The following is a 23,734-nucleotide window of genomic DNA, read 5'->3' as shown; positions in this document are numbered from 1 at the left end:
AATCGCGACGCCGGCGCGCCATAATGAAATGTTGCGCCCGTGTGGTCGGGCGAGATACATCGATAGGACCCACGTGCTCGACCCTATGAGGGGGGTGAAATCCACGGTGTTGCGGACTGGCGAGACCTTCGCCGGATACGTGATCAAGCGCGTGCTCGGTCAGGGCGGGATGGGGACCGTGTATCTGGCTCGGCACCCGCGGCTGCCGCGATTGACCGCGCTGAAGCTGCTCGAGCGCGATCTCTACGACGATGTCGAGATCCGGACCCGGTTCGAGCGGGAGGCCGATCTGGTCGCTCAGCTCGATCATCCCAATATCGTGACGGTGTTCGACCGCGGGGCGGAGGACGAGCAACTGTGGATCTCCATGCAGTTCGTCCCCGGCTCGGATGCCGCCAGCGCGGATGTGAACGTGCTTGCCCCGTGGCGGGCGGTGCAGATCATCGGTGAGATTGCGGCGGCACTCGATTTCGCGCACGCCAACGGAGTGCTGCACCGGGATGTGAAACCCGCCAACATCTTGTTGGCCAAGGCGCCGATCGGGCAGCCGGAACGGGTGCTGCTCACCGATTTCGGCATCGCGGGTATGCGCAATAGCGACACCACGCTGAGCTCGGCGGGCACCATCACCGCCACCCTCGCCTACGCCGCGCCGGAACAGTTGAGCGGGTTGCCGCTGGATCACCGGGCCGACCAGTATTCGCTGGCCTGCACGCTGTTCTGGATGCTGGCCGGTGCCGCGCCGTTCACCGGGGCCAACCCCGCCGCCGTGATGAACGGTCACATGTACGGTCCGGTGCCCTCGTTGCGGCCACTGCGCGCGGGTATCCCGCCCGCGCTCGACGGGGTACTGGCGCGTGCCATGGCCAAGCGGGCCGAAGACCGGTTCGCCAGCTGCACCGACTTCGCGATCGCCGCGCGCCGGGCGTTGGCGATCGCGGGGCAACCGCATCCGGCGACCGCACCCGTGCCCCCGCATCCCCGCCCGCCGACCGCGCACCCCCACGATCCGCACACGCGGGCCACGAATCCGGGGACCGGATACCCGCATCCGGCGCACCCGCGGTCCGGACATCCGGGCCAGGCGGGGTCGCCGGTCCCGCCCGGTCCGGCGAATCATCCCCGCACTCCGGTTCCGCGTCGGCCGGTTCCGCCGCCGACCGCGGCGCCCCCGCCCACCTCGGGCCCATCACCGACCGGGACGTGGCCGCCTGGGTATGCCGAACCGGCCAGCGCCCCGGTCCGGCCCAGCGCCCCGCTGCACGGCACCGTGCCGCCGGGCCCCGCGACGCCGCCCCGCGACGCCGCTCCACCACCTCCGGCCGCACCGCCGCAGCACGGGACGCACCATGCGACCCCGCGGTCGCCGCGTCCGCAGGATGCGGCGCGTCCGCACTCGGGATATCCACCGCACCCGGGACCCGGTGCTGCCGCGGTCCCGCATCCCGCGCCGTCCGAGGCCGTGCCCTCGCGCGCGGACAACGCCCCCGAATCCCCGCGCCCCGCGGCGTCGGAGTCATCGGGGAAACGGCGTGCCGGGCGTCCGATCACCATCGCGCTACCTGATGCCAGGGTGCGCCGGGCACCTCCGCCGGGTGCGGCCTCCCGGAATGGGTCGCCGCCGCCCGAACCTCGTCCGCCGCCATAGCTTTCGCCTATTGATGTCGCCTCGAATACCCCCTACTTATCGGGCAACCGCGGGGTACGCGACTGCTGCTAAGGTTTCGATGTTTTCCGTGGTCGGGTATTGCTCGAGCGCGCGTTCTTATGCTGTACGCCTGTTCATCGGTGGGTCCCGATGACGGCGGGAAGTGGAGCAGACAATGCTGGCCAACGGTGACGTTTTCGCCGGCTATGTCATCGACCGGCAATTGGGTCGTGGTGGCATGGGTTCGGTCTACCTGGCGAAGCATCCGCGACTTCCGCGGATGACAGCGCTCAAGCTGTTGAACCGGGAGATGTTCTTCGACAAGGAGGTGCGGGCGCGGTTCGAACGGGAGGCGGATTTGGTCGCCCGGCTAGACCACCCCAATATCGTCACGGTCTACGACCGCGGTCTCGACGACGAGCAACTGTGGATCTCGATGCAGTACATCGATGGCATCGATGCCGCGTCGGTCGATCCCAAGACGCTGCCCCCCGAGCGGGCGGTCCAGATCATCAAGGAGACCGCCGACGCGCTCGATTACGCACACGGCATGGGGGTGCTGCACCGGGATGTGAAGCCCGCGAACATCCTGCTGGCCCGCTCCGGCGGCGGCCGCGGCGAACGCGTCTACCTGACCGATTTCGGTATCGCGCGCCTGCGTGACGACACCGGCCACCTGACGCAGACCGGAACCTTCACCGCCACATTGGCCTACGCGTCGCCAGAGCAGCTCACCGGCGCCGCCCTCGATCACCGTTCGGACCAGTACTCCCTGGCCTGCGCCATGTTCTGGCTCTTCACCGGCAGCGGTCCGTTCGCGGCGACCAATCCGGCGCAGGTCATCCAGGGTCATTTGCAATCCGCGCCGCCCGCGTTGAGCAGTGTGCGCCCCGGCCTGCCCTACGCCTTGGACGGCGTGCTGGCCAAGGCGATGGCCAAGCGTCCGGAGGACCGTTTCGCCTCGTGCTCGGAGTTCGCGGCCGCGGCCCAGCAGGCGCTGTCCAACCTCAGCATCCCCGCCATGCCGATCACCGGCGGACCGCGGCCGGCCACCGGGCCGCCCATTCCGGTCACGGGTGGTCCGCGCCCGGTCACCGGACCGCAGAATCCGGTGACGGGCACGCCCTACCCGGTGACGAACGGTCCGGCCCCGACCAGTAGCGGCGCCCATCCGCTGACCGGTCCGACCATGGCGAACACCTCCATGCCCAACGCCTCCGTGCCCAACACGATGGTGCAGCAGCCGACCGGGCAGACCCCGCCGCACGCGAATCCCACCGCGCCGTACCACAATCAGGGCGCCTACGCCTTCGCGCAGCCGCCAGGTCCGCCGATGGGCGGTGGCCCGCAGTACTCGAACTCGCAGCCGCCGCGGAAGTCCAATACCGGGCTCATCATCGGCTTGGCCATCGGCGCGGTGGTGTTGATCGTGGTGGTGCTCGGTGTCATCGGAGTCGTCGCGGGCAGCGACAGTTCGGATACGCCGACCACCACGACCGCCTCGAGTGCCCGGCCCACCTCGGGTTCGTACACCACCACCTCGGCGGCAAGCACGGGGACGGTCACGGCGGACGCGGATTCGATCAGCAAGGAATTCCCGCGCATGGTGCCCGCCTCCAAGTCGGGCGATACCGGCTACAACGGCGCCACCTGTGGAGCTTTCAGCAGCAGTTCTCCGTCGACGCCGACCACCGGAACCCCGGATTTCGGTAACTGGGCCTACCAGTGGGACTGCTTCGGCGGCGGCAACAATGACGATCCGTTCTTCACGATCTATGTCTACAAGTCCTCCGCGGACGTCCAGGCGGCCTTGAACAACCTGCCCACGGATGCCGTCAAGTCGACCGACAGCAATGGCGGAAAGTCGTACACCAACTACAAATTCGACAACAGTGGACCGAAGATGGTGACGGTCTTCACCGGAGACAAGAACCGCGGCCAGTTCCTCATGTACACCGACGGCATCGTCGGCAGTATCGATGAGGTGCTGCGCTGGTGGCGCTCGGCTCCGCTGAACTGACAAATGCTGGAAAGCGGAGGGGTTTTCGCCGGGTACACCGTGGAGCGCCGATTGGGGCGCGGCGGTATGGGATCGGTGTACCTGGCGCGGCATCCGCGGCTGCCGCGCTGGACGGCGCTCAAGCTGCTGAACCGGGAGCTGTTCGACGACACCGAGATTCGGGCCAGATTCGAGCGAGAGGCCGATCTGGTCGCTCAGCTCGACCACCCGAATATCGTCACGGTCTTCGATCGCGGCATCGAGGGCGATCAGCTGTGGATCGCGATGCAATACATCGACGGTGTCGACGCGGCCTCGCTGGACGCGTGGACGCTGCCACCGCAGCGGGCGGTGCAGATCGTGGCCGAGACGGCGAAGGCGCTGGATTTCGCGCACCGCAAGGGCGTGCTGCATCGAGATGTGAAGCCCGCCAACATCTTGCTGGAACGGTCCGCGGCCGGTGCGGGGGAGCGGGTCTTTCTCACCGATTTCGGTATCGCCCGGCTCCGCGACGATACCGGCAAGCTCACGCAGACCGGAACCTTCACCGCAACACTGGCTTTCGCGTCACCTGAGCAGCTGTCCGGTGCCGTGCTGGATCACCGCTCCGATCAATACTCCCTGGCATGTAGCCTGTTTCGGCTGTTGACCGGCACCGTGCCCTTCGACGCGACCAATCCGGTCGCGGTGATCCAGGGACATATGCAGCAGCCGCCGCCCCGGATCAGCGCCGTGCGCCCCGGACTGCCGGTCGCGTTGGACGCGGTGCTGATGCGGGCGCTGGCGAAGCGTCCGCAGGACCGGTTCGACTCGTGCGCGGAATTCGCGGCGGCGGCGTGGCGCGCGCTGGCGGAGCCGAGTGGATCGTCGATTCCCTTGGCGGGCAACGGTTTCGCGCCTGCCGCGCCGACGAATCCGGTCGTATTCCCACAGGATGGTGCGGGCCACGCGCCGTTCGGCGGGTATCCGGCGAGTCCGCAGCAGTTCCACGGTGCGGTGCCGCCGCCGTTCCCCGGCGTCGGATCGCATGCCCCCGGGCCACAGCCGTTCCAGTATCCCGGTGATCCGATATCGCCCGGTTCGCCGAATGCCCCGATCGGCCGCGATGCCGAACCCGAACTGTCGCGGGCCCGCGAGTATCTGGGTGCGCCGCGACGCTCCCGTTTCCAAGCCACGCCGGGCGGCTGGATCGGTTTGCTGTTGCTGCTCGGATTCATCGCGCTGATCATCGCCATGGCGGTGTCCTTCGCCCGTGGTGACAAGGGGTCCGCGTCCAGCTCGCCGGATACGACGACCACCGAGGTCTCCACCCGTGCCGTCGCGCCGTCGGCTCCGGCGTCCACGAAGTCGAAGCCCAAGGATGACAAGTCCGCACTGGGCGCCAATGCCGCGTTGATCAGTAAGGAATTCCCCGCCATGGTGCCGCAGACCGATGCGAGCAACGTGGTGCACAGCGGGTCCGGCTATCACGACAAGACCTGTTTCGCGCACGACGCGGGTTCATCCTCGGCCATGGACGCGGGTTCTCCGGATTTCGGTAATTTCACCGCGTTCTGGTACTGCTTCGGCGGCCAGGACAAGGCGAATTACGAGATCTACGGTTACGGCTCCGCGGCCGATGCCGAGGCCGTGCTCGCCGCCCTGCCCGCGCACACCCGCTCCACCGCGAACCACGGCGGCCGGGCGTATACGAACTACCTGCTCGACGACAATCCGGCGACCCTGCGTCCGCGCATGATCACCCAGTTCACCGGGGATAGGACGCGTGGCGCCTTCCTGATGTACAGCGTCGGCTTCATCGCTACCCGCGCCGAATTCACCGACTGGTGGAACACCGCCCCGCTGAACTGACCGGGCGGCGTGGCCACCCGGTCGGTGCCGGAAGCCAGCTGGTGCCGAAAGGCGTTGTTCAGAGCAGGTTTTCGAGGGCGGCGCGCAGTTCGGCGGCCTCGGGGGTGGTGCGCGGGCGGAACCGCCCGGCGACCGCGCCCGACCGGTCGATGAGGAACTTCTCGAAATTCCACTGGATATCGCCCGCGGTGCCCTCGGCATCCGGGATCTGGGCCAGCTCCTGGTAGAGCGGGTGCCGGTCGTCCCCGTTGACGTCGGTCTTCTCCAACAACGGGAAGTCGACGCCGTAGGTCATCGAGCAGAACTGCTGGATCTCCTCGGCGGTGCCGGGTTCCTGACCCATGAACTGGTTACACGGCACGCCGACCACGCTGAAGCCCTTCGGCCCGTAGGTCTGCTGCAACTCGACCAGCCCCGAGTACTGGGGCGTCAGACCGCACTTCGAGGCCACATTGACCAGCAGCACCACCTTGTCGCCGACCAGCTCGGCCAGGGTGGCCTGCTCGCCGGACAGGGTGCGCAGCGGAATGCTTCGAATGCTCACTCGTCTCTACCTGCAATTCCGGATTCCCTTGATCCGAAACACAACGTACCGGATTGTCGCTTCGCGAGGCCCCGCTCGTGCCCGTCGCGTCCGTCGCCGGTCGGGGTGTTCCCCGGTCGTAGTGATCGGGTCGGGGCATCATCCTCGGGGAATCGGGGCAATCCCTGATGGCGCGGGGGCGGGTTCGCAGACAGACTGGAGGGCATGACTTCGCACGCTGTGGGTACCGATACCGTCGATTCGGCGGTTGCGACCGACGTCGCGGCCCGTGCCATTGAGGTAAGCAAGATTTACGGGTCGGGGGATACGCAGGTCAAGGCCCTGGACGCGGTCACGGCCGAGTTCGCGAAGGGGGAGTTCACCGCCATCATGGGTCCGTCGGGATCCGGCAAATCGACCCTGATGCACTGCCTGGCCGGGCTGGACAGCGCCACCTCCGGCACGGTCAGGATCGGCGGCACCGATCTGACGAATCTGTCGGATAAGCAGATGACGCGGCTGCGTCGCGACCGCATCGGCTTCGTCTTCCAGGCATTCAACCTGGTGCCGACATTGACGGCGCTGGAGAACATCACGCTGCCGCTGGATATCGCGGGCCGCAAGGCCGACCAGGAATGGCTCGAGACCGTGCTGAAGCGACTCGGCCTCACCGATCGGCTCGGCCACCGGCCGAGTGAGCTATCCGGCGGTCAGCAGCAGCGCGTGGCGTGCGCGCGTGCGCTGGCGGGCAAGCCGGAGATCATCTTCGGTGACGAGCCGACCGGCAACCTGGATTCCCGCGCCTCCGAGGAGGTGCTGTCGATCCTGCGGGCCGCGGTGGACGAATTCGGGCAGACGGTCGTGATCGTGACCCACGAACCGCATGCCGCCTCCTTCGCCGACCGCGTGGTCTTCCTCGCCGACGGCCGCATCGTGTCCGAACTTCGCGATCCCACGGCGGAGTCGGTACTCGACCGGATGAAGTCGCTGGAGCAGGCGTGAACGCGGTATCGAATAACGATTCGACGCGGGGCGGCGGCCGGGTGACCGGTGGGCTGTCCGGCAGTCCGATGCGCAAGGTCGCCCTGCGCAACCTGGCCGCACACAAGGTCCGGCTCGCCCTCACCGTGCTCTCGGTGGTGCTCGGCACCGCCTTCATCTCGGGCTCCTTCGTCTTCACCGACACCCTGCAGCGCACCTTCGATGGGATCTTCGCCAATCAGGCCAGGGGCGTCGACGTCCGGGTGAGCCCGAAGGAGTTGCAATCCTTCGGCGTCCCGCTCGCGGTGGTCGACAAGGTCGGGCAGACCGAGGGCGTACGCGCCATCGCCCCCAGCGTGGACGGGCCGCTGGTGCTGCTCGACCGGGAAGGCAAGCCGGTGCAGACCGGCGGCGCCCCGAGCTGGGGCCAGTCCTACGTACCGCCGGATCGCGCGGTGGCCGAACCGGAGCGGATCATCGAGGGCGCGCCGCCCGGTAAGGCAGGCGAGGTCGCAATCAATAGCGGCGGCGCCGAGCGGGCGGGGCTGAAGGTGGGTGATCGGACCAAGGTCCTGATTCCCTCCCGCAGCACCCAGCAGAACCCGACCATCGACGTCACCATATCGGGCATCTTCACCGTCGCCTCGGATACCGGCGGCTTCGTCGGCCTGCTCTTCGATGACACCCAGGCGCGTCAGCTCTTCACCGACGGCTACCACGTGGCCTATGTGGACATCGCGGCCGCGCCGGGCGTTCCCGCCGACGAGCTGCGCGATCGAATCGCCACGGAACTGCCCGGATTCAAGGTGCAGAACGGTGAGCAGGTGCGGGCGGATCTGAAATCCCAGGTCTCCCAGGCGTTGAACTTCATCAACTACTTCCTGCTCGCCTTCGGCGCCATCGCGCTGATCGTCGGCACCTTCATCATCTACAACACCTTCTCGATGATCGTGGCGCAGCGGCTGCGAGAACTGGCGCTGCTGCGGGCCGTCGGCGCGAGCAGGCGACAGGTCGGCAATTCGGTGGTGGCCGAGGCGCTGGTCATCGGATTGATCGGCAGCGTCATCGGTTTGGCGGCGGGTGTGGGTTTGGCCTTCGGGCTCTCCGCCGTGCTGAACGCCTTCGATCTCGGATTGCCGACCGGCTCGATGACGGTACTGCCGCGCACCATCGTCGTGGGCCTGCTGGTCGGCCTGCTGGTGACGGTGGTCAGCGCCTACGCACCGGCGCGGCGGGCGGCGAAGATCCCGCCGGTCGAGGCCATGCGCGAGGAGTTCGCCTCCACGGGCGAGTCGTTGCACGTGCGCACGGTGATCGGTGTCGTGCTCGCGGTGCTCGGCCTGGTGCTGGTGGTGCTCGGCGCCCAATCCACCGGAGGCCGGGCCGCCTCGACGGTGGGTGCCGGTGCGCTCGCGCTGATCCTGGCGGTGCTGCTGGCCTCGCCCGCATTGTCGCGGCCGGTGGTCGGTGCGCTCGGGGTGCTGATCCGCCCCTTCGGGCCGATCGGCCGGATGGCCCGTAACAACGCGGTCCGCAATCCGCGCCGCACCGCCGCAACGGCTTTCGCGCTGACCCTGGGACTGATGCTGGTCTCGGCGATCGGCATGCTCGGCGCCTCGGCCAAGGCCAGTGTCGGCGTACTGGTCGACAAGGGCGTCGCCGCCGACTACGTGCTGTCCGGTCCGCAGCAGTCGCAGTTGATCGGACTCCCGCTCGGTATACCCGATGCGGTCCGGCAGTCGGTTCCGGATGTCGAGCAGGTGGTGGGATTCCGTGGCGCCGCCGTCAAGATCGGGGACGACCAGGTGGCGGGCGTCTCCTCGGATGAGCCGATGGACGGCGTGCTGAATTACGAGATCCTGCGTGGCACCGGCACCCTCGGTGCGCACGACATCCTCGTCGAGAATGACGAAGCGGCGGAGCACAACTGGCAGGTCGGTCAGCGGCTCGAACTGACCACACTGGACAAGAACCAGAAGGTGCCGGTGACCGTCGCGGGCATCTTCAAGAAGACGCCGCTGCTGGGCAAGATGGTGCTGTCACCCGAGGTGTTCCAGGAGGTGACCCCCGTTGCCTTCCAGAACAACTTCTACGTGCTGGTCAAGGCGAAGCCGGGTGCGGATCTCGCGGCCATGCGGACGAATCTGGAGAACTCCACCGATCAGTTCGCCGTGGTGCAGGTGCAGGACCGCGAGCAGTTCAAGGGCGCGCAGGGCAGGCAGATCAACACCATGCTGGCCATCCTGTACGGCCTGCTCGCGCTGGCGGTGGTGATCGCGATCCTCGGGATCATCAATACCCTCGCGCTCTCGGTGGTCGAGCGGCGCAGGGAGATCGGTATGCTGCGCGCGGTCGGCACCATGCGTGCCCAGGTGCGGCGCACCATCTACCTGGAATCGATGTTGATCGCGGTCTTCGGTGCCATTGTCGGCGTCTTGCTCGGTATCGGTCTCGGTATCGGATTCCTGCGCACCCTCCGAGATTTCGGCATCGACCAGATCTCCATCCCGTGGAGCCAGCTGGTGCTGGTGCTGATCGCCTCGGCGGTGGTGGGTGTGCTCGCCGCACTCTGGCCGGGTATCCGCGCCGCCCGCACCCCACCCCTGGCGGCCATCGCGGACCTGTAGGCGGCAGCCGGATCGGACGCCCCCTGTTCACGCCGAACACCTCTTCGGCACGGACAGGGGGCTTTCCGCGTTCGGGGCATGTCATATCGCGTTGAACCACAGCAGTTTTCGCGCACATCACGACACCGTCGGGCATCCTCGGCCCGGCGGTGTCGCTCCGGTCACACAGTGCTGATTCCGTCTGTTCAGTGCTGTTACGGTAAACGGAGGTTTACGCTCCGGTTATTCCGGGGTGGCGGTCGGGTTCAACGGAGAGGGAGGCCGCGGCAATGGTGGCGGTGGGACTCGGCGGTCCTGGCATCGGTTTCGCGTCGGCGCCCGGTGGCGTCGTCGAACGGATACGGGCGGCCGTACACGGCCGCGGTGGTGAAGCGGCGGGGCAGTTGGCCCTGATCACCGTGCTGTACCTGGCGTATCGCGTGGGCCGGATGTTCACCGCGGACGATACGGTGCGTGCGTTCGGCAATGCGCACACCATCCTCGGGGTCGAGGACCACCTCGGTCTGCCGGAGGAAACCACGCTGCAATCGCTCTTCGTCGGACAGGACTGGCTGGCCGTCCCGGCGAACTTCTATTACGCCACGGCGCATTTCACGGTGGCGGTCGGCGTCCTGCTGTGGCTGTGGGTATTCCGCCCCGAGCACTACCGGTGGACTCGCAACCTGATGGTTGCCCTCACCGGAACCGCCCTCGTGGTGCACGTGCTGATGCCCTTGGCGCCGCCGCGTATGCTGCCGGAGTACGGCTTCGTCGACCTCGCCGCCGTACATGGCCAATCCGTCTACGGTCCGGTCGAATCGGGTGGTCTGTCCAATCAGTTCGCCGCGATGCCCTCGCTGCATGTGGGCTGGGCATTGCTGCTCGCCTTCGCTGGCGTCGCGGCGACGCGAAGCGCCTGGCGCTGGCTGCTGCTGGCGCATCCGGTACTCACCGTGCTCGTGGTCGTCGGCACCGGCAACCACTACTGGCTCGACGCCATCGTCGCCGTCGCACTACTGGCCTGGGCGGCGCTGCTGCATCCGGTGGTGGTGCCCGCGACAGCGACCGCATGGGGCCGGATGGGGCCGGTCCCCGCACGCTGACCGAGCTCAGCCGAAATAGCGGGCGTGCCATTCCGTGGTCGGTTCACCATGGTTGCCGCGTGGCGGATTCGGGCCGAACTCGATGCAGTAGTCGGTCGCGAGGCGTTCGATGACCGTCGCGGCGTCGAGAGCGGCACGCCACGGGGCGGGGATGGCGCCGCCGCCGTATCGCGCGCCGAGGATGCTGCCGCAGATGGCCCCGGTCGAGTCGCTGTCGCCGGAATGGTTGACCGCGAGCAGGATTCCGTTGCGCACGATCTGTTCCGGTGTGCCACCCGCGGCCGCCGCGGTGAGCGCCGCGTAGACGCCGATCGCCAAGGCCTCCGGGCCGATCCAGCCGCGGCCGAGCGGCTCCAGATCATCGGGACCCGGAAGCCGTCCACCCGCCTCCCGCGCCAAGCGCATGGCGGTGGCGAGCGCCTCCGAGGTCTCCTCGTGCCGGTCGTATCCGGCGAGTTCGGCGGCGGCCTGATCGATGGCGGTGGCGAGATCGATGCCACGACACAACCCGTAGACGATGGCGGCGAGCGCCCCGGCGGGCAGCCAGCCGCTGGGATGTCCGTGGGTGAGCGCGGCAGCGTCGCAGCCCAATTCGAAGACGTAGGCGAGTGAGGAACCCGCCCGATCCAGGGTGTACCCGAATCCGCACGGCGCCGCCCGCGCCACCGCGCCGCAGCCCTTGGAGTCGTTGATCGGGTCCGCGCGGGTGCCGAGCGGGCGGCTCGGCTGTAGTTGTGCCGCCACCTTCTGCAATGCGGTGGTCACGGCGTGGGTTGTGCCGCGATGACCCATGAGCTCCGGATGCGCGGCCAGTCCGCTGTGCAGCCGGACCGGCTGCTCGGGGATGGCGACGCCCTGGCCGCGCAACCAGACCAGGAAGCCCATCTGCATCAAACCCAGTGTAGCGCCGCCGATACCGCGGGCCCGGGCCCGTACCGAACCCTTGATCAGCGCCTCCACGGTGAACAGCGTGAGCTGCGTCTCCTCGGAGATGGCGCCGTCGAAGGAATCCGGGTCGCCGGTCACCCCGAGCGGTCCGTAGCGCTGCCGGATGTGGTGCAGCAGCATGTTCTCCACCGGGGCGCCGAGTGCGTCCCCGACCGCGCCGCCGAACAGGCAGCCGTGCACGATCTCCTCCTGGGACAACCTGCCGTGCCGTGCGCGCTGGGTCGCCGGGGGTACGGGTCGCCGGGTGTGCGACGGGAGATCCGGGGTGGCAGGGGACGGCGTCGGTGGGTGGTCGCGCAGCGCGCGCAGCGCCGCGTCGGCGAACTCGGTACAAGAGCCGTAGCGGTCCGCCGGGTCCTTGGCCATCGCCTTGGCGAGTACCGCGTCCAGTGCGGCGGGCAGATCGGGGCGTACCGCGCGCGGCGACGGCGGCGGGGATTGAATGTGGCCGAGCATGACCGCCGCCACATTCGCGGAGTCGTACGGTCCGACGCCGGTGAGCAGTCGAAACAGGGTGCAGGCCAGCGAATACTGATCGGATCGGTGGTCGAGCGTGGTCGCGGTGAGCTGTTCCGGCGAGGCATAGGCCAGCGTCGCCGTCAGCATTCCGGTACGGGTGAGCTGACCGGTGTCGTCGAGTAGCTTCGCAATCCCGAAGTCGGTCAACAACACTCGTTCCTCGAAGCCCGCGCCGACGCCCGCCGAACGGGACAGCAGGATATTGGCGGGCTTCACGTCCCGGTGCAGTACCCCGGTCCGGTGCGCGTAATCGAGCGCGCCCGCCGTCTGGACGATGATCTGCACCGCGCGTATCGGCGACATGGCGGGCACCGGAATGGAGGCGGTGTCGACGCCGTCGACATACTGCATGGAAATCCACAGCTGCTCGTCCTCGATCCCGCGGTCGAAGACGGTGATGATATTGGGGTGATCCAGCTGCGCCACCAGGTCGGCCTCGCGCCCGAAGCGGGTCCGGGTCTCACTGTCGCCGAACATCTCCCGATGCAGCAGCTTCAGCGCCGTCAGCTTCGGTAAGCGGGGGTGGCGCGCCGCGTAGACCGAGCCCATACCGCCGCGCCCCAGCTCCCGCTCGATCACATACCCGGCGAATACATCACCACGGCGCAACATCCGTGCCCCCATCCCAGCGAGCTGTCCCTTTCGCAGCCTATCGAACGCGGCTCATCCGGCATTGCGGTCCACCCAGGATCGGATGTCGCCGCGATCCAGGGCGGTGGCCAGCAGATCCGGGAATTTGTCGGGGGTACAGGCGAAAGCCGGGATATCCAGTGCCGCAAGGGCGGCCGCGTTCTCGTGGTCGTAGGCGGGGGCGCCGTCATCGGAGAGTGCGAGCAGCACCACCACCTGGACGCCCGCCTCCTTCATCGCGTTGACACGGCGCAGCATCTCCTGTTCGATCCCGCCCTCGTAGAGATCGGAGATCAGCACGAAGAGGGTGTCGGCGGGTCGGGTGATCAGCGACTGGCCGTAGGCGAGAGCGCGGTTGATATCGGTGCCGCCGCCGAGTTGGGTGCCGAAGAGCACCTCGACGGGGTCGGCGAGCCGCTCGGTGAGATCGACGACCTCGGTATCGAAGACGATCAGCGAGGTCTTCAGGGTGCGCATGGACGCCAGTACCGCCCCGAAGACCGAGGCGTACACCACGCTGGCCGCCATCGATCCGGACTGGTCGATGGCGAGCACCACCTCCCGGCGCACAGCCTGCGCCTTGCGCCCGTAGCCGACCAGCCGCTCGGGTACCACCGTGCGGTGTTCGGGCAGATAGTGCGCGAGATTCTTGCGAATGGTGCGGTCCCAGTCGATATCCCGGGGCCGGGGCCGGGCGATGCGGGCGGCGCGATTGAGCGCGCCGGAGACCGCGGCCCTGGTGTGCGCGGCGATCCGTCGCTCGATATCGCGGACCACCCGTTCGACCACGGTGCGGGCCGTGGCCTTGGTGGTCTCGGGCATCACCTTATTGAGGCTCAGTAGGGTTCCGACCAGGTGCACATCGGGCTCCACGGCCTCGAGCAGCTCCGGTTCCAGCAGCAGCTGGGTCAGATTCAACCGGTCGACCGCATCCCGCTGCATCACCTCGACCACGGTGGACGGGAAATAGGTGCGGATATCGCCGAGCCAGCGTGCCACCCGTGGCGCGGACCCGCCGAGGCCCGCCGATCGCTTGCCGGTGCTCTGCTCGTCACCCGCGTCATACAGGCCGCCGAGCGCGCTGTCCATGGCCGTGTCATCGGCCGAGCCGAGCCCGCCGAGTTCCGGTTCGGCCGCGGTGCCGAGCACCAGACGCCAGCGCCTGGACCGGGTGTCGTCGGGGTTCACGATGCCACCTCGCCGCGGCGGCGCGGGGGCGCGCAGCGGGTCGTCGGCGATGAGCCACCACGGATGGCGATGTGTATACGGGAGTTCATATCCGGACTCCTAGTAGGTCGGCGACCGTGCGCATGGCGAGGGTGCCGCGGGCGGTGTCGACGGTGCGCGCGGTCGCCGATACGGCCGGGGATCCGGCGTCCCGGACGGCTCGGCCGATGGCGCGGCGTTCACCGGATTCGAAGCCGCCGAAGGTGCGGCGCAGCAGCGGGAGAGTGTCGACGAACTGGTCCTCGGCCAGGCTCTCCAGCCACTCGTCGATGAGACGCAACAACTCTCGATCGTGCACCAGCAGCAGGCCGCGGCCGCCGAGGAACCCATCGATCCATGCGGCCTTGACCGCCGGGGTGTTACCGATCGAGAGCGCGGCGGAAAGTCTTCGGGCGGAGTCGGATTCGTCGAGAATACCGGCATCGCCGAGCAGTCGAACCGCGCGGCCGACGAGTGCGCCGTGCACGTCGGTGCGATCGGCCAGGCGGCGTAGCGCGCCGAGCCATTCGGTGGTGGTCCAAGCGTCGTCACGGGTGGAGATGGCGGTATGCGCCGCGTCGAGCAGGGCGCGCAGCTGTTCGGCCGCACCGGAGTCGAGCCCGGTGACGGCGCCGGGCAGGCCGGCGCAGATTCGGACCAGCAGGCCGTCGGCGACGTGCCCGAGCGCCTTGGTATCGGTGCCGCGCACATCGCCGTAGCGCAGTGTCCTGGTCAGTCCGGGCAGCGCGGCCAGCAGGTGGGTGACGTCGTGATCCAGTGCCGCAACCGATTCCAGCCGGGCGATGAGCCCTTCGGTGGCGCCGCCGAGATCGGCCAGCAGCGCCAGCTCCAGTGTGCCCGTCAGGTCGGCGAGACCTATTTCGGGGCGGCCCGCGGTATCGAGGATCTTGGCCTCGGCCGCGGTGCGCAGCGTGGTACCCCAGCGTGAGGCCTCGATAATGGCGACCGCGAACTCGGGGCGCCAGCGCAGATTCCAGCTCTCCCGGAAGGTGCCGGTGCTGCGTACCTCGCCGGTGGTGGGTGTGCCCCACTCGATGCCGAGCAGTCGCAGTCGATGTAGCAGCCGGGAGCGTTCCAGTTCGCGATCCTTGCGCAGATCCAGATCGAGCGATTTCACCTGCGGCTCCTGTTTGAGCCGCAGCGTGCGGATCCGGGCCCGCAGATCGGCCGCGAGCGGCACCGTCGGCGCGCCCTCCGGCGCCGCGCCCAGCGCCTCACCGACCACCAGTTCGGCGGCCACGACCCTGACCATCGTCTCGTCGCCCCCGCACAGCACCGCGCGCACCGCCTCGGTCACCTCGGACAACCCCGCCAGCGGGCGCTCACGCAGTACCGCCAGTGTCTCGGCGAGGCGCACGGCTTCGATGACGTGCGCGCTGGAGACCGGAAGATCGTGCGCCCGAAGGACCCCCGCGACCTTCGTCAGCCAGCGCGCGATCGGCTGCTCGGTCTCGGTGAACAGGTGGTGATACCACCCGGGCGAGGTGATGCCCGCGCCGTACCCGGATGCCGCCGACAAGCGCGAATGCGTCCACGGAACCCAGGTCACGGTCGCCTTCACCTTCGGCATGCCCTTGAGCAACCGGGTATCCGGCGCCGCGGGCCCGAGCTTGCCCGCCAAAGCCGGTGCGTGCCAAGCGCCGCACACCACCGCCAGGCGTTTCGAACCGTCCTTCAACGCCTTTCGCATGGTTTGGCGCATGTAGGCCTCACGCCGCAGCGTGTGAGCGTCGACGACGGACGACACCGGTGCGGCGGGTTCCGATACTTCGGCATCGCGGGGCGAGTCGACCGGCCGGGCGGATTCCCGCAGCGCGGCCATGGCTTCGGTGATGGCGTCGAAGGCGGCGGCGTCGGCGGAGGATTCGATGAGGGCGTCCCACCAGCGTTCGGCATCGTCGTAACCCGCGGCGCTCGCCAGTTCGGCCAGCGGGTCGGTGCCTTCGCCGTGTTCGTCGGTCGCGGCGAGCACGGCGGTGGCGGGCAGGTCGCAGAAGCGTACAGGCACCTCGTGTTCGAGGCCATAGCGCAGCGCCTGCCACTCAGGTGAGAACGCGGCGTAGGGCCAGAAGGCGGCGCGGGCCGGAGCATCGGGGACGTAGGCGAGCAGTGCGACCGGCGGCTCCATATCCGGGGCGTCGACGAAGCGCACCAGCGGATCGGCGTCCGCGGGGCCCTCGATCAGGATGGTGTCGGGCCGGAAGGACTCCAGCGCCACCCGCAGCGAGCGCGCCGAGCCCGGCCCATGGTGGCGAATGCCGAACACCCGGGTCACCGCGGTGTCGGATGCCGCCGCGCCGGTTTCGGGATCTGCCTCCACGTCGCTCACCCGCTCCCGAGCCGTCGACGGACGAGTCGCGTGTTCACGACGGTGTCGCGCTGATGCTCGGCTGCGCCACGCACGGTGCCGCCGCGGTGTCGGTTCGGTGTCGGCGCTGTCCCGATCTCGCGCACCGGCGCATCGACTCTCATCCGATGACCTCGCGGCAGGCGCGGTAGAAATCGGACCAGTCGGGCCGTTCGCGCACCACGGCCTCGAGATATTCGGTCCACACGACGGCGTCGGCGACCGGATCCTTGATGACGGAACCGAGTACGGCGCCCGCGATATCGGTGGGCCGCAGCGTGCCGTCGCCGAAATGAGCGGACAGCGCCATGCCGTTGGTGATCACCGAGATGGCCTCGGCGGTGGAGAGGGTGCCCGAGGGGGATTTGAGTTTGGTGCGGCCGTCGGCGGTGATGCCGGAACGCAGTTCGCGGAACACCCGAACCACCCGGCGCACCTCCTCGGCCGCGGCGGGCACGGCGGGCAATTCGAGTGCGGCGCCGAGCTGTTCGACGCGGCGCACGACGATCGCGACCTCGTCGTCCTCGCTGGCGGGCAGCGGCAACACCACGGTGTTGAACCGGCGGCGCAGGGCGGAGGAGAGCTCGTTGACGCCACGGTCGCGATCGTTGGCGGTGGCGACCACATTGAAACCCTTGGCGGCCTGCACCTCGGTGCCGAGTTCCGGGATCGGCAGGGTCTTTTCCGACAGCACCGTGATGAGCGCGTCCTGGACATCCGAGGGGATGCGGGTGAGTTCCTCGATGCGGGCGATGCTGCCCGTACGCATCGCGGTCAGCACCGGCGAAGGCACCAGCGCGCCGTCGCTCGGTCCCTCGGCCAGCAGGCGGGCGTAGTTCCAGCCGTAGCGGATCGACTCTTCGGTGGTGCCCGAGGTGCCCTGGACCAGCAGTGTCGAGGCGCCGCTGATGGCGGCCGAAAGATGCTCCGACACCCAGGTTTTGGCGGTGCCGGGGACGCCGAGCAGCAGCAGCGCCCGGTCGGTGGCCAGGGTCGCGACGGCGACCTCGACGAGTCGGCGGGGCCCGACATACTTCGGGGTGATCACGCTGCCGTCGTCCAGGGTGCCGCCGAGTAGGTAGGTGACCACCGCCCACGGGGACAGCCGCCACGACGGCGGTCGTGGCCGGTCGTCGACCGCGGCCAGTGCGCGCAATTCGTCGGCATAGGCCTGTTCGGCGTGTGGGCGCAGCAGATCCGGTGCGGGGTCGATGGTTGTCACTGCAACTCCTCGAGCATCATCGAGCGGTGGTTGAGGTCATGGGCGAGCTGGTCGAAGGCGCGCTCCCAGGAGGGGTCGTCGCAACGGCGCGCCATCGCGGTGGCCGAAGGCGCGGCCGTGACGGGTAGATACGCGGCCGCGGCGGCCAGCAGCGACCGGTGCGCGGCCGGACCGGCGCCGTGCGCGCCGGAGTGCTGCGCGGCGATGCGGGCGCGCTCGAACAGCAGCAGAATCAGATGCTGCGCCACCGCCTCCGGCCACGGATGCCCCATGGCGGGCAGCAGCGCCTCGATCTCCGAAAGCCAGGAGCCGTCCAGGCGCAACAGATGTCGCGTCCGATCCGCCAGCGGCAGCAGCGCGAACAGTTCCCGCCGCCGCAACAACGCGAGATCGGAGGGCACACCCGCCTCGAACAGCGCGTGCGCCCACCTCGGATCCCGCTGCGCCAGCGCCGCATCCACCCACCCGTCGAACAGCGGCTGCCGGAACCGATCGTCGACGCCGACCCGCGTCACCTGCTCCGGACCGAACCGATGCCCGGTCGACCCACCCGGCGGCGTCGCGCCGGATGTTTCGGGGTGCGCGGTGCTCGGCGGTGGCGTGGCGCCGGGTTGTGTGGGTGCGTTGGGTCGTGGGTGCGGCGGCGTCGCGCCGGATGTTTCGGGGTGCGCGGTGTTGAGCAGGGTTTCCCAGTGGTGCAACGGGGTGGCGGCGACCAGTTGGCGGAGGCGGCCCGCCATCGCGTCGGGTGCGCCCGCCCAGCGGTAGGGAAATTCGACGCCGCGGTCGAAGATGCCGTCGCGGTGGGCATCGGCATCGAGAGGGTCGGGCAGTTCGATGACGAGGTGCATGCGCGGTTCGCCGTGTTCGGCGCGGAGCCGGATGGGGCGGATCCAGGTCGCGGCTCGGCCGATCATGCGGCGCGCGAAGGCCGAATCGGGCAGTAGTGCGAGCAGACCGGCCGCGGTGCGGCGGACCTCGGCGCGGCGGTCGTCCAGGGCCGCCTCCAGCAGGTTTTCGTCCGCCGCGGAGATGCCCTGTTCGAGGGTGGCCAGCAGATCCGCCTTGGCCGCGCCGGATTCCGTCGGCCACGCCGCGGTCAAAATTCCGCGTGCCGCGGCCGGATCGCGCCGACGCAGATCGGCCAGCCAATCACGGCGCGCCTGCGGTCCACCGAACCGCCACACGTCGGCATCCGGTGTATCACCGCCCTGGGTGTCGGATGTCTCGGGCCACTTCAGTTTTCGCCATTCCGGATGCTGGGCGGCCAGCCACCGCCCCCGGGATCCCGCCAGTCGCAGCAACCGGGTTCGCCACCGTGTATTCACCGCGTGCTCGAGAACCAGCGAGCACAGCGCGTCCGGCGCCCGAAAGTCGTGCGGCTCGGCCGCGTCGAACCATTCGGCGAGGAAGTTCGACCGCTCGCGCAACATCCCCGCCAGGCGCTCCGCCGCGGCAGGCGGCAATGGCCGCCGGAGATCCTCGGGTGCCGGCTCCGGCATACTCGCGGCACCGGCCACCACCCCGGCGCGAGTGAAAGCGTCACGCAGCGCGGCGGATTCGAGGAGTAGCAGTGCCGGTTCGGTGCGTAACTGCCCGGCCGCGGCCGCGACCGGCGGTATCAGCCGCGCCGGATCCGGCGCCCTGCGCGCCGTGCCGAGCAGTGCCACGGAGGTCAGATCCGCGCCGCTGTCCGCCGGTGCGGCACCGGAACTCACGGTACGCACCGACTCTCGTTCGCCGCCGATGTCCACCACCTCACCCGCGACGAACACCGAAACCGGAATCAGTCCTTCCCCGGTCCATTCGCAGGTCAGCGTGACCGGATGCCCACCGGAAATCCCCACCAGCCGCCATGGCTGCTCCGCCGCCGCGACGGGCAGCGCCGCCCCCGCCGAATCGACCACCTGCCAACCGCTCTCACCCGGCACCGGCACCACATCGCGCAACAACATCGGCCACGACCGCAACCACGGATCGGCCCCCAACGCGCGAGCATGCTCCTCGAGCGCGATGGCCACGGCACCCGGCGTCGTCGAGCCGGTGTTCGGTGTCTCGGCGATCTCGCTTGCCGATGTCATAGGGGTTCCGGGGCTGTGCGGGACCACCGGTTCGGCTGCCGAAACATCCCGGGCTACCGCCGTTTCGAGGGGCGGTGACGGCTCGGCGTCCGCGCCGGTGGTCTCGATGAATGGGCGCGGCAGGCCGGTGAACGGTTCGTCGGTGCCGTGTCGTTCACCCCAGAGGGCGCGCAACGGTGCGGCGGCCGGGTAGTAGTGCAGTGCCGCATCGGCCATTGTGCCCAGTGCGGGAACGTCGTTCGCGAAACCGGGGGAGCCGAAGCAATGATCGATGAGCAGGGCCCAGCGGTGGGTGTGGCGGCCGTAGAGCCAGGTGCGCCTGGTGTAGAGGCGTTCCTCCTCGGTGGTGCGGCTGCCGAGGACCATCCAGTGGTCGCGCAGCGCGGGTTCGGCCCGCACCGTTTCGGTCGCGGTCGGATAGCCGATATGGGTGCGGACGCTGGCGGCCAGGGGCGCGGGCAGTTCGTCGAGGCGGCGGTGTGCGGCGATGAGCAGGTGCAGGCGGGCGTACTCACGCAGCATGAGTTCGGGCCAGTCCGCCCGGGTGACGACCGTGCTCGGCAGCTGGCGCAACGCCGCCGCCACCGCCGGGGCCTGCGCGTCGACCATGCGGGCGGCAATCGTCTCGAAGGCGCGGTATGAGCGATCGGTCTGGGCCAGACCGGTGCGCACCTGGTCGCCGAGCCAGATATCGAGCTCCTCCAGCCCCGCGGTAACCCGTACCCGCCGCTGTTCGGCGGTCGCGGGATTGGGTGTGCGGGTCGCGTTCTCGCGCGCGGGCCGATCCGCCCGCGCCGCCCGATCCGCGATCCAGCCCGCGGCGAAATCGGCGACGGTCGCGGATTCCGGTACCGCCCCGGCCGACCAGCGCAGCAAGAGCGATAGCGCGTGCTTGCACGGGAACTTCCGGCTCGGGCACGAACACCGGTACGCGGGCCCGCTCAGATCGACGACGGTCTGGTATGGGTGCGCCCCGCTGCCCTGGCACAGCCCCCACACCGCGCGGTCCCGGTACCCCGCGTCGCGCCATCGCCCGGCGAGCTTGCGCGCGGCGGCCAGCGCGCTCGCATCCGGCGCGAGCGCGCTGACCTGGGTTTCGGTCCACCGTGTGGTCATCGAGCGGCTCTCGGTCGGCGTGTTGTCATGGCGTCCCCCCGCGGTATCTGTTGACTGGATTTCTACCCCAGCCCACCGACAGCGCCGCACGCGCGCACCGCTGTTGCGCGGAATTCGCTGTGCCTCCGGCAGATTCGAAGTCACCGGCATCTTGCGTTATGTACTCGATATCTGGCATTCTGTCCTGTTCGGCTCCGTCCGAGCCACCCAAATCGGGTGATACACCATCGAGCTGCCCGCCGGGGCTGGCGAGGGGTGGACATCGAGACGCAGCCGAGCGTGTCTCGATGGCCATATCCATCCCCGCGGGCAGATTCGCACCACCGCGGTATCCGGTACCGCCGGTGGGCGAACTCGATGCGATCGGGTAGCGTTTCGCTCAGCTTTCGACAGAGACACCGGGCGCGAGGTGGGTGCGCGTGCCACGGTTCGGTGCTGGAGGGGTTTCGTATGCGCGTGGATCCCGCGGCCGACCCGGCCACGGAGGCGGCGCCGCGCCTACCCGAGGTGGTGGCCAGGCGGCTGGCCGAAGATCCCGCTGTCACCCCGGAAGTCACTCGGACGGTGCTGCGAGCCCTCGGCCGCGGCGGTTCGGCCACCGGGGCAGACGAATTCGATGCCGCAGGGGTTTTCCTGCGGGCGATCCGGGTCCGCGGATTCCGCGGCATCGGCCCCGAGTCGACGCTGAACCTGACGCCCGGCCCCGGCCTCACCCTGGTGGTGGGACGCAACGGCAGCGGCAAATCCAGTTTCGCCGAGGCCGCCGAGCTGGCGCTGACCGGCGGAAATCGACGTTGGGAGGGCCGCTCCGCCGCATGGCGGGAGGGTTGGCGCAATCTGCACGCGGGCGATTCGGCGCGAATCGAGCTGGAATTGCTCACCGCGGGTGACGATCCCGAGCTGACCATCGTGAAGGAGTGGGCGGCCGAGGCGGATCTGGGAGACGCCGAGTGGACCGAATACCGCGCCTCCGACGCGACCATCGAAACCGGCTCGGCCCCTTTCGATGTCACCCGCTGGGCCGCGGTTCTCGATCTCTATCGGCCCTTCCTGTCCTACAGCGAACTCGGCGCGCTGGTCGATGGCAAGCCCAGCGATCTGTTCGACGCGCTGCACCAACTGCTCGGCCTGGACGAACTGACCAGGGCGCAGGAGCGGATTCGAGCGCGGCGGCTGGAACTGGAACGCGCCGTACGGGATTCGCGCCAGGAACGCCTCGACCTGGTGGGCACGCTGGAGTCGCTGGCCGATGACCGCGCGGCGCGGATGGCACGGCTGCTGCGCCCGGCTCAACCCGACCTCACCGCGGTGAGCAGGCATATGTTCGGCGCCGGCGGCGATCCGATCGGACCCGACGGGCTGCGCGCGATCGTCCGGCTCGCCCTGCCGACCAGTGCCCAGGTCGACGAGGTGGCCGCCCGTCTGGAGGACTGCGGTGCGGCGGTGGCCCGCGACTCGACCGCCGACGCCGAGGCCGATTTGCGGGTGCTCGAGCTGCTGCGACGGGCACGCGAACATGTCGACGCGGGCGGTGAATGCGCCTGCCCCGTATGCGGTCGCGGTGCGCTCGATCAGGAGTGGGCGCGCGGTGCGGACGCGTCGATCTCCCAGCTCTCGGCCCGGGTGGACGCGCTGACCACCGCGCGCACCGAACTGCGCCAGGCGGTGCGCGCCGTCCGCGCGCTACCGGATCATGTACCGCCGGAACTGGATTTCGATCCCCGCAACCCGCCGACCGTCGACACCGCCGCGGTCCGCCGCGCCTGGGCGGATTGGGCGGCGCTGGCCGCCGCCGACTACAGCCCGAATCTGGCCGACCGACTGCGCGGTGCGCACGCCAGGCTGGTCGACGAGCTCGACCTGCTGCAACAGGGCACCCGCAAGGAACTCGATCGGCTGGACGAGGTCTGGGCGCCGCTGGTGCCGCGGATCGCGGGCTGGCTGGACAACGCTCGCGCGGTGGCGTTGAACGCGAGCGAATTGCGCACGGTCAAACGCGCCCAGGAATGGCTCAAATCCGCCACCGCGGGGCTGCGCGGCGAACGGATGGCGCCGCTGGAGACCACCGCCCGCTGGGTGTGGCGGACGCTGCGTCAACAGAGCAATGTCGAGCTCGGGGCAATTCGCTTGCAGGGCAATGCCGGAACCGCGCGCCGGGTACTGCTCGATGTCACCGTCGACGAGGTGGACGGCGCCGCACTCGGGGTGATGAGTCAGGGCGAACTGCACGCGCTCGGGCTGTCGCTGTTCCTGCCGCGGGCCACCGTGGAGGAGAGCCCGTTCCGCTTTGTCATGATCGACGATCCGGTGCAGGCGATGGACCCGGCCAAGGTGGACGGACTCGCCCGGGTACTGGCCGCGGTGGCCTGGACCAGGCAGGTCATCGTGTTCACCCACGATGAGCGGCTGGCCGAGGCGGTGCGCCGGATGCAACTGGATGCCTGCGTACTCGAGGTGCAGCGGCGCGAGCGCTCGGTGGTGGAGGTGCGGGTCTCCAGCGATCCGGTGCGCCGCTACCTCGATGACGCGCGCTCGCTGGTCCGCACCCCGCAGCTGCCGCAGGCGATCGCCGATGAGCTGGTCGCCACCTGCTGTCGTTCCGCCGTCGAGGCGGCCAGTCAGGCCCGGGTGCGACGCGACCTGCTGGCCTCCGGCATGCATCACCGTGAGGTGGAGCGCTATCTCGAAGCGGCGTTCACCACCCGGGCCATGGTGGCACTCGCCGTGATGGGTGTGGATTACAACGTGGACGACCTGAACAAACATCTGGCCCGCGACGGCAAGTGGCTGGTGAGCGCGCTGCGGGATGTGACCGCGGGCGCGCATGTGCCCATCGGCCGCAGTATGCGCGAATTGATCTCCGACACCGAACGATTCATCGCCTGGCTGGCCCGCAGCGAGGCGCAGCCATGAGTGGACCGCGCAGATCGCGC

The 23,734-nt window shown here is 69.2% G+C and carries 13 protein-coding genes; 7 read left to right on the top strand and 6 right to left on the bottom strand.

Annotated elements, in window-relative coordinates:
* Positions 1 to 106 precede the first annotated feature (106 nt).
* The 3 genes from AB0H61_RS16715 to AB0H61_RS16705 all read left to right on the top strand — a co-directional run bounded on the left by AB0H61_RS16715 (position 107) and on the right by AB0H61_RS16705 (position 5,498).
* Entirely contained in the window at positions 107 to 1,648 is a 1,542-nt protein-coding gene (locus tag AB0H61_RS16715; protein WP_357304775.1) for a protein kinase, read from the top strand.
* Positions 1,649 to 1,823: 175 nt separating this feature from the next.
* On the top strand, positions 1,824 to 3,668 hold the full coding sequence (locus AB0H61_RS16710) for a protein kinase (RefSeq protein WP_357304773.1): 1,845 nt from the start codon (positions 1,824 to 1,826) through the stop codon (positions 3,666 to 3,668).
* Positions 3,669 to 3,671: 3 nt separating this feature from the next.
* Positions 3,672 to 5,498 carry a serine/threonine-protein kinase gene (locus tag AB0H61_RS16705; RefSeq protein WP_357304771.1) on the top strand — a complete coding sequence of 609 codons (1,827 nt, stop codon included), beginning with the start codon at positions 3,672 to 3,674 and terminating at the stop codon, positions 5,496 to 5,498.
* 58 nt (positions 5,499 to 5,556) lie between these two features.
* On the opposite strand, the gene AB0H61_RS16700 is transcribed toward AB0H61_RS16705, so the two are convergent.
* The gene (locus AB0H61_RS16700; protein ID WP_357304768.1) at positions 5,557 to 6,042 is read right to left on the bottom strand and encodes a glutathione peroxidase; all 486 of its coding nucleotides are present in this window, start codon (positions 6,040 to 6,042) and stop codon (positions 5,557 to 5,559) included.
* Positions 6,043 to 6,246: 204 nt separating this feature from the next.
* Between AB0H61_RS16700 and AB0H61_RS16695 the strand changes: the two genes are divergently transcribed.
* The 3 genes from AB0H61_RS16695 to AB0H61_RS16685 all read left to right on the top strand — a co-directional run bounded on the left by AB0H61_RS16695 (position 6,247) and on the right by AB0H61_RS16685 (position 10,711).
* The gene (locus AB0H61_RS16695) at positions 6,247 to 7,023 is read left to right on the top strand and encodes an ABC transporter ATP-binding protein (RefSeq protein WP_357304766.1); all 777 of its coding nucleotides are present in this window, start codon (positions 6,247 to 6,249) and stop codon (positions 7,021 to 7,023) included.
* A 68-nt stretch (positions 7,024 to 7,091) separates the two neighbouring features.
* Entirely contained in the window at positions 7,092 to 9,629 is a 2,538-nt protein-coding gene (locus AB0H61_RS16690; RefSeq protein WP_357305205.1) for an FtsX-like permease family protein, read from the top strand.
* 269 nt (positions 9,630 to 9,898) lie between these two features.
* Positions 9,899 to 10,711 carry a phosphatase PAP2 family protein gene (locus AB0H61_RS16685; RefSeq protein ID WP_357304763.1) on the top strand — a complete coding sequence of 271 codons (813 nt, stop codon included), beginning with the start codon at positions 9,899 to 9,901 and terminating at the stop codon, positions 10,709 to 10,711.
* A 6-nt stretch (positions 10,712 to 10,717) separates the two neighbouring features.
* Here AB0H61_RS16685 and AB0H61_RS16680 read toward each other — a convergent pair whose 3' ends face one another.
* The 5 genes from AB0H61_RS16680 to AB0H61_RS16660 form a co-directional block, all read right to left on the bottom strand.
* On the bottom strand, positions 10,718 to 12,790 hold the full coding sequence (locus tag AB0H61_RS16680; RefSeq protein WP_357305203.1) for an ADP-ribosylglycohydrolase family protein: 2,073 nt from the start codon (positions 12,788 to 12,790) through the stop codon (positions 10,718 to 10,720).
* 51 nt (positions 12,791 to 12,841) lie between these two features.
* On the bottom strand, positions 12,842 to 13,996 hold the full coding sequence (locus AB0H61_RS16675) for a VWA domain-containing protein (RefSeq protein ID WP_357304760.1): 1,155 nt from the start codon (positions 13,994 to 13,996) through the stop codon (positions 12,842 to 12,844).
* 85 nt (positions 13,997 to 14,081) lie between these two features.
* Positions 14,082 to 16,355 (bottom strand): DUF5682 family protein, encoded by a 2,274-nt coding sequence (locus AB0H61_RS16670; RefSeq protein WP_357304757.1) that lies wholly within the window; start codon positions 16,353 to 16,355, stop codon positions 14,082 to 14,084.
* Positions 16,356 to 16,503: 148 nt separating this feature from the next.
* Positions 16,504 to 17,604, bottom strand: coding sequence for an AAA family ATPase (locus tag AB0H61_RS16665; RefSeq protein WP_357304754.1), 1,101 nt, complete (start codon positions 17,602 to 17,604; stop codon positions 16,504 to 16,506).
* Positions 17,601 to 20,801 carry an SWIM zinc finger family protein gene (locus tag AB0H61_RS16660; protein WP_357304752.1) on the bottom strand — a complete coding sequence of 1,067 codons (3,201 nt, stop codon included), beginning with the start codon at positions 20,799 to 20,801 and terminating at the stop codon, positions 17,601 to 17,603. The genes AB0H61_RS16665 and AB0H61_RS16660 overlap by 4 nt, the downstream gene beginning before the upstream one ends.
* Positions 20,802 to 21,251: 450 nt before the next feature.
* On the opposite strand from AB0H61_RS16660, the gene AB0H61_RS16655 reads away from it, so the two are divergent.
* On the top strand, positions 21,252 to 23,714 hold the full coding sequence (locus AB0H61_RS16655) for an AAA family ATPase (protein WP_357304749.1): 2,463 nt from the start codon (positions 21,252 to 21,254) through the stop codon (positions 23,712 to 23,714).
* Positions 23,715 to 23,734 lie beyond the last annotated feature (20 nt).

The organism is Nocardia sp. NPDC050710 (assembly GCF_040654375.1).
Taxonomy (GTDB): Bacteria; Actinomycetota; Actinomycetes; order Mycobacteriales; family Mycobacteriaceae; genus Nocardia.
The sequence above is the reverse complement of the archived record's forward strand: the minus strand, read 5'-3'. Positions and strand labels throughout refer to the sequence as shown.

What these genes read in the sequence shown, in the direction of transcription:
- AB0H61_RS16710 (WP_357304773.1), top strand. Translation starts at nt 1,824, where the DNA reads ATGCTGGCCAACGGTGACGTTTTCGCCGGCTATGTCATCGACCGGCAA.
- AB0H61_RS16685 (WP_357304763.1), top strand. Translation starts at nt 9,899, where the DNA reads ATGGTGGCGGTGGGACTCGGCGGTCCTGGCATCGGTTTCGCGTCGGCG.
- AB0H61_RS16655 (WP_357304749.1), top strand. Translation starts at nt 21,252, where the DNA reads ATGCGCGTGGATCCCGCGGCCGACCCGGCCACGGAGGCGGCGCCGCGC.
- AB0H61_RS16660 (WP_357304752.1), bottom strand. Translation starts at nt 20,801, where the DNA reads ATGACCACACGGTGGACCGAAACCCAGGTCAGCGCGCTCGCGCCGGAT.
- AB0H61_RS16690 (WP_357305205.1), top strand. Translation starts at nt 7,092, where the DNA reads ATGCGCAAGGTCGCCCTGCGCAACCTGGCCGCACACAAGGTCCGGCTC.
- AB0H61_RS16695 (WP_357304766.1), top strand. Translation starts at nt 6,247, where the DNA reads ATGACTTCGCACGCTGTGGGTACCGATACCGTCGATTCGGCGGTTGCG.
- AB0H61_RS16680 (WP_357305203.1), bottom strand. Translation starts at nt 12,790, where the DNA reads ATGTTGCGCCGTGGTGATGTATTCGCCGGGTATGTGATCGAGCGGGAG.
- AB0H61_RS16705 (WP_357304771.1), top strand. Translation starts at nt 3,672, where the DNA reads ATGCTGGAAAGCGGAGGGGTTTTCGCCGGGTACACCGTGGAGCGCCGA.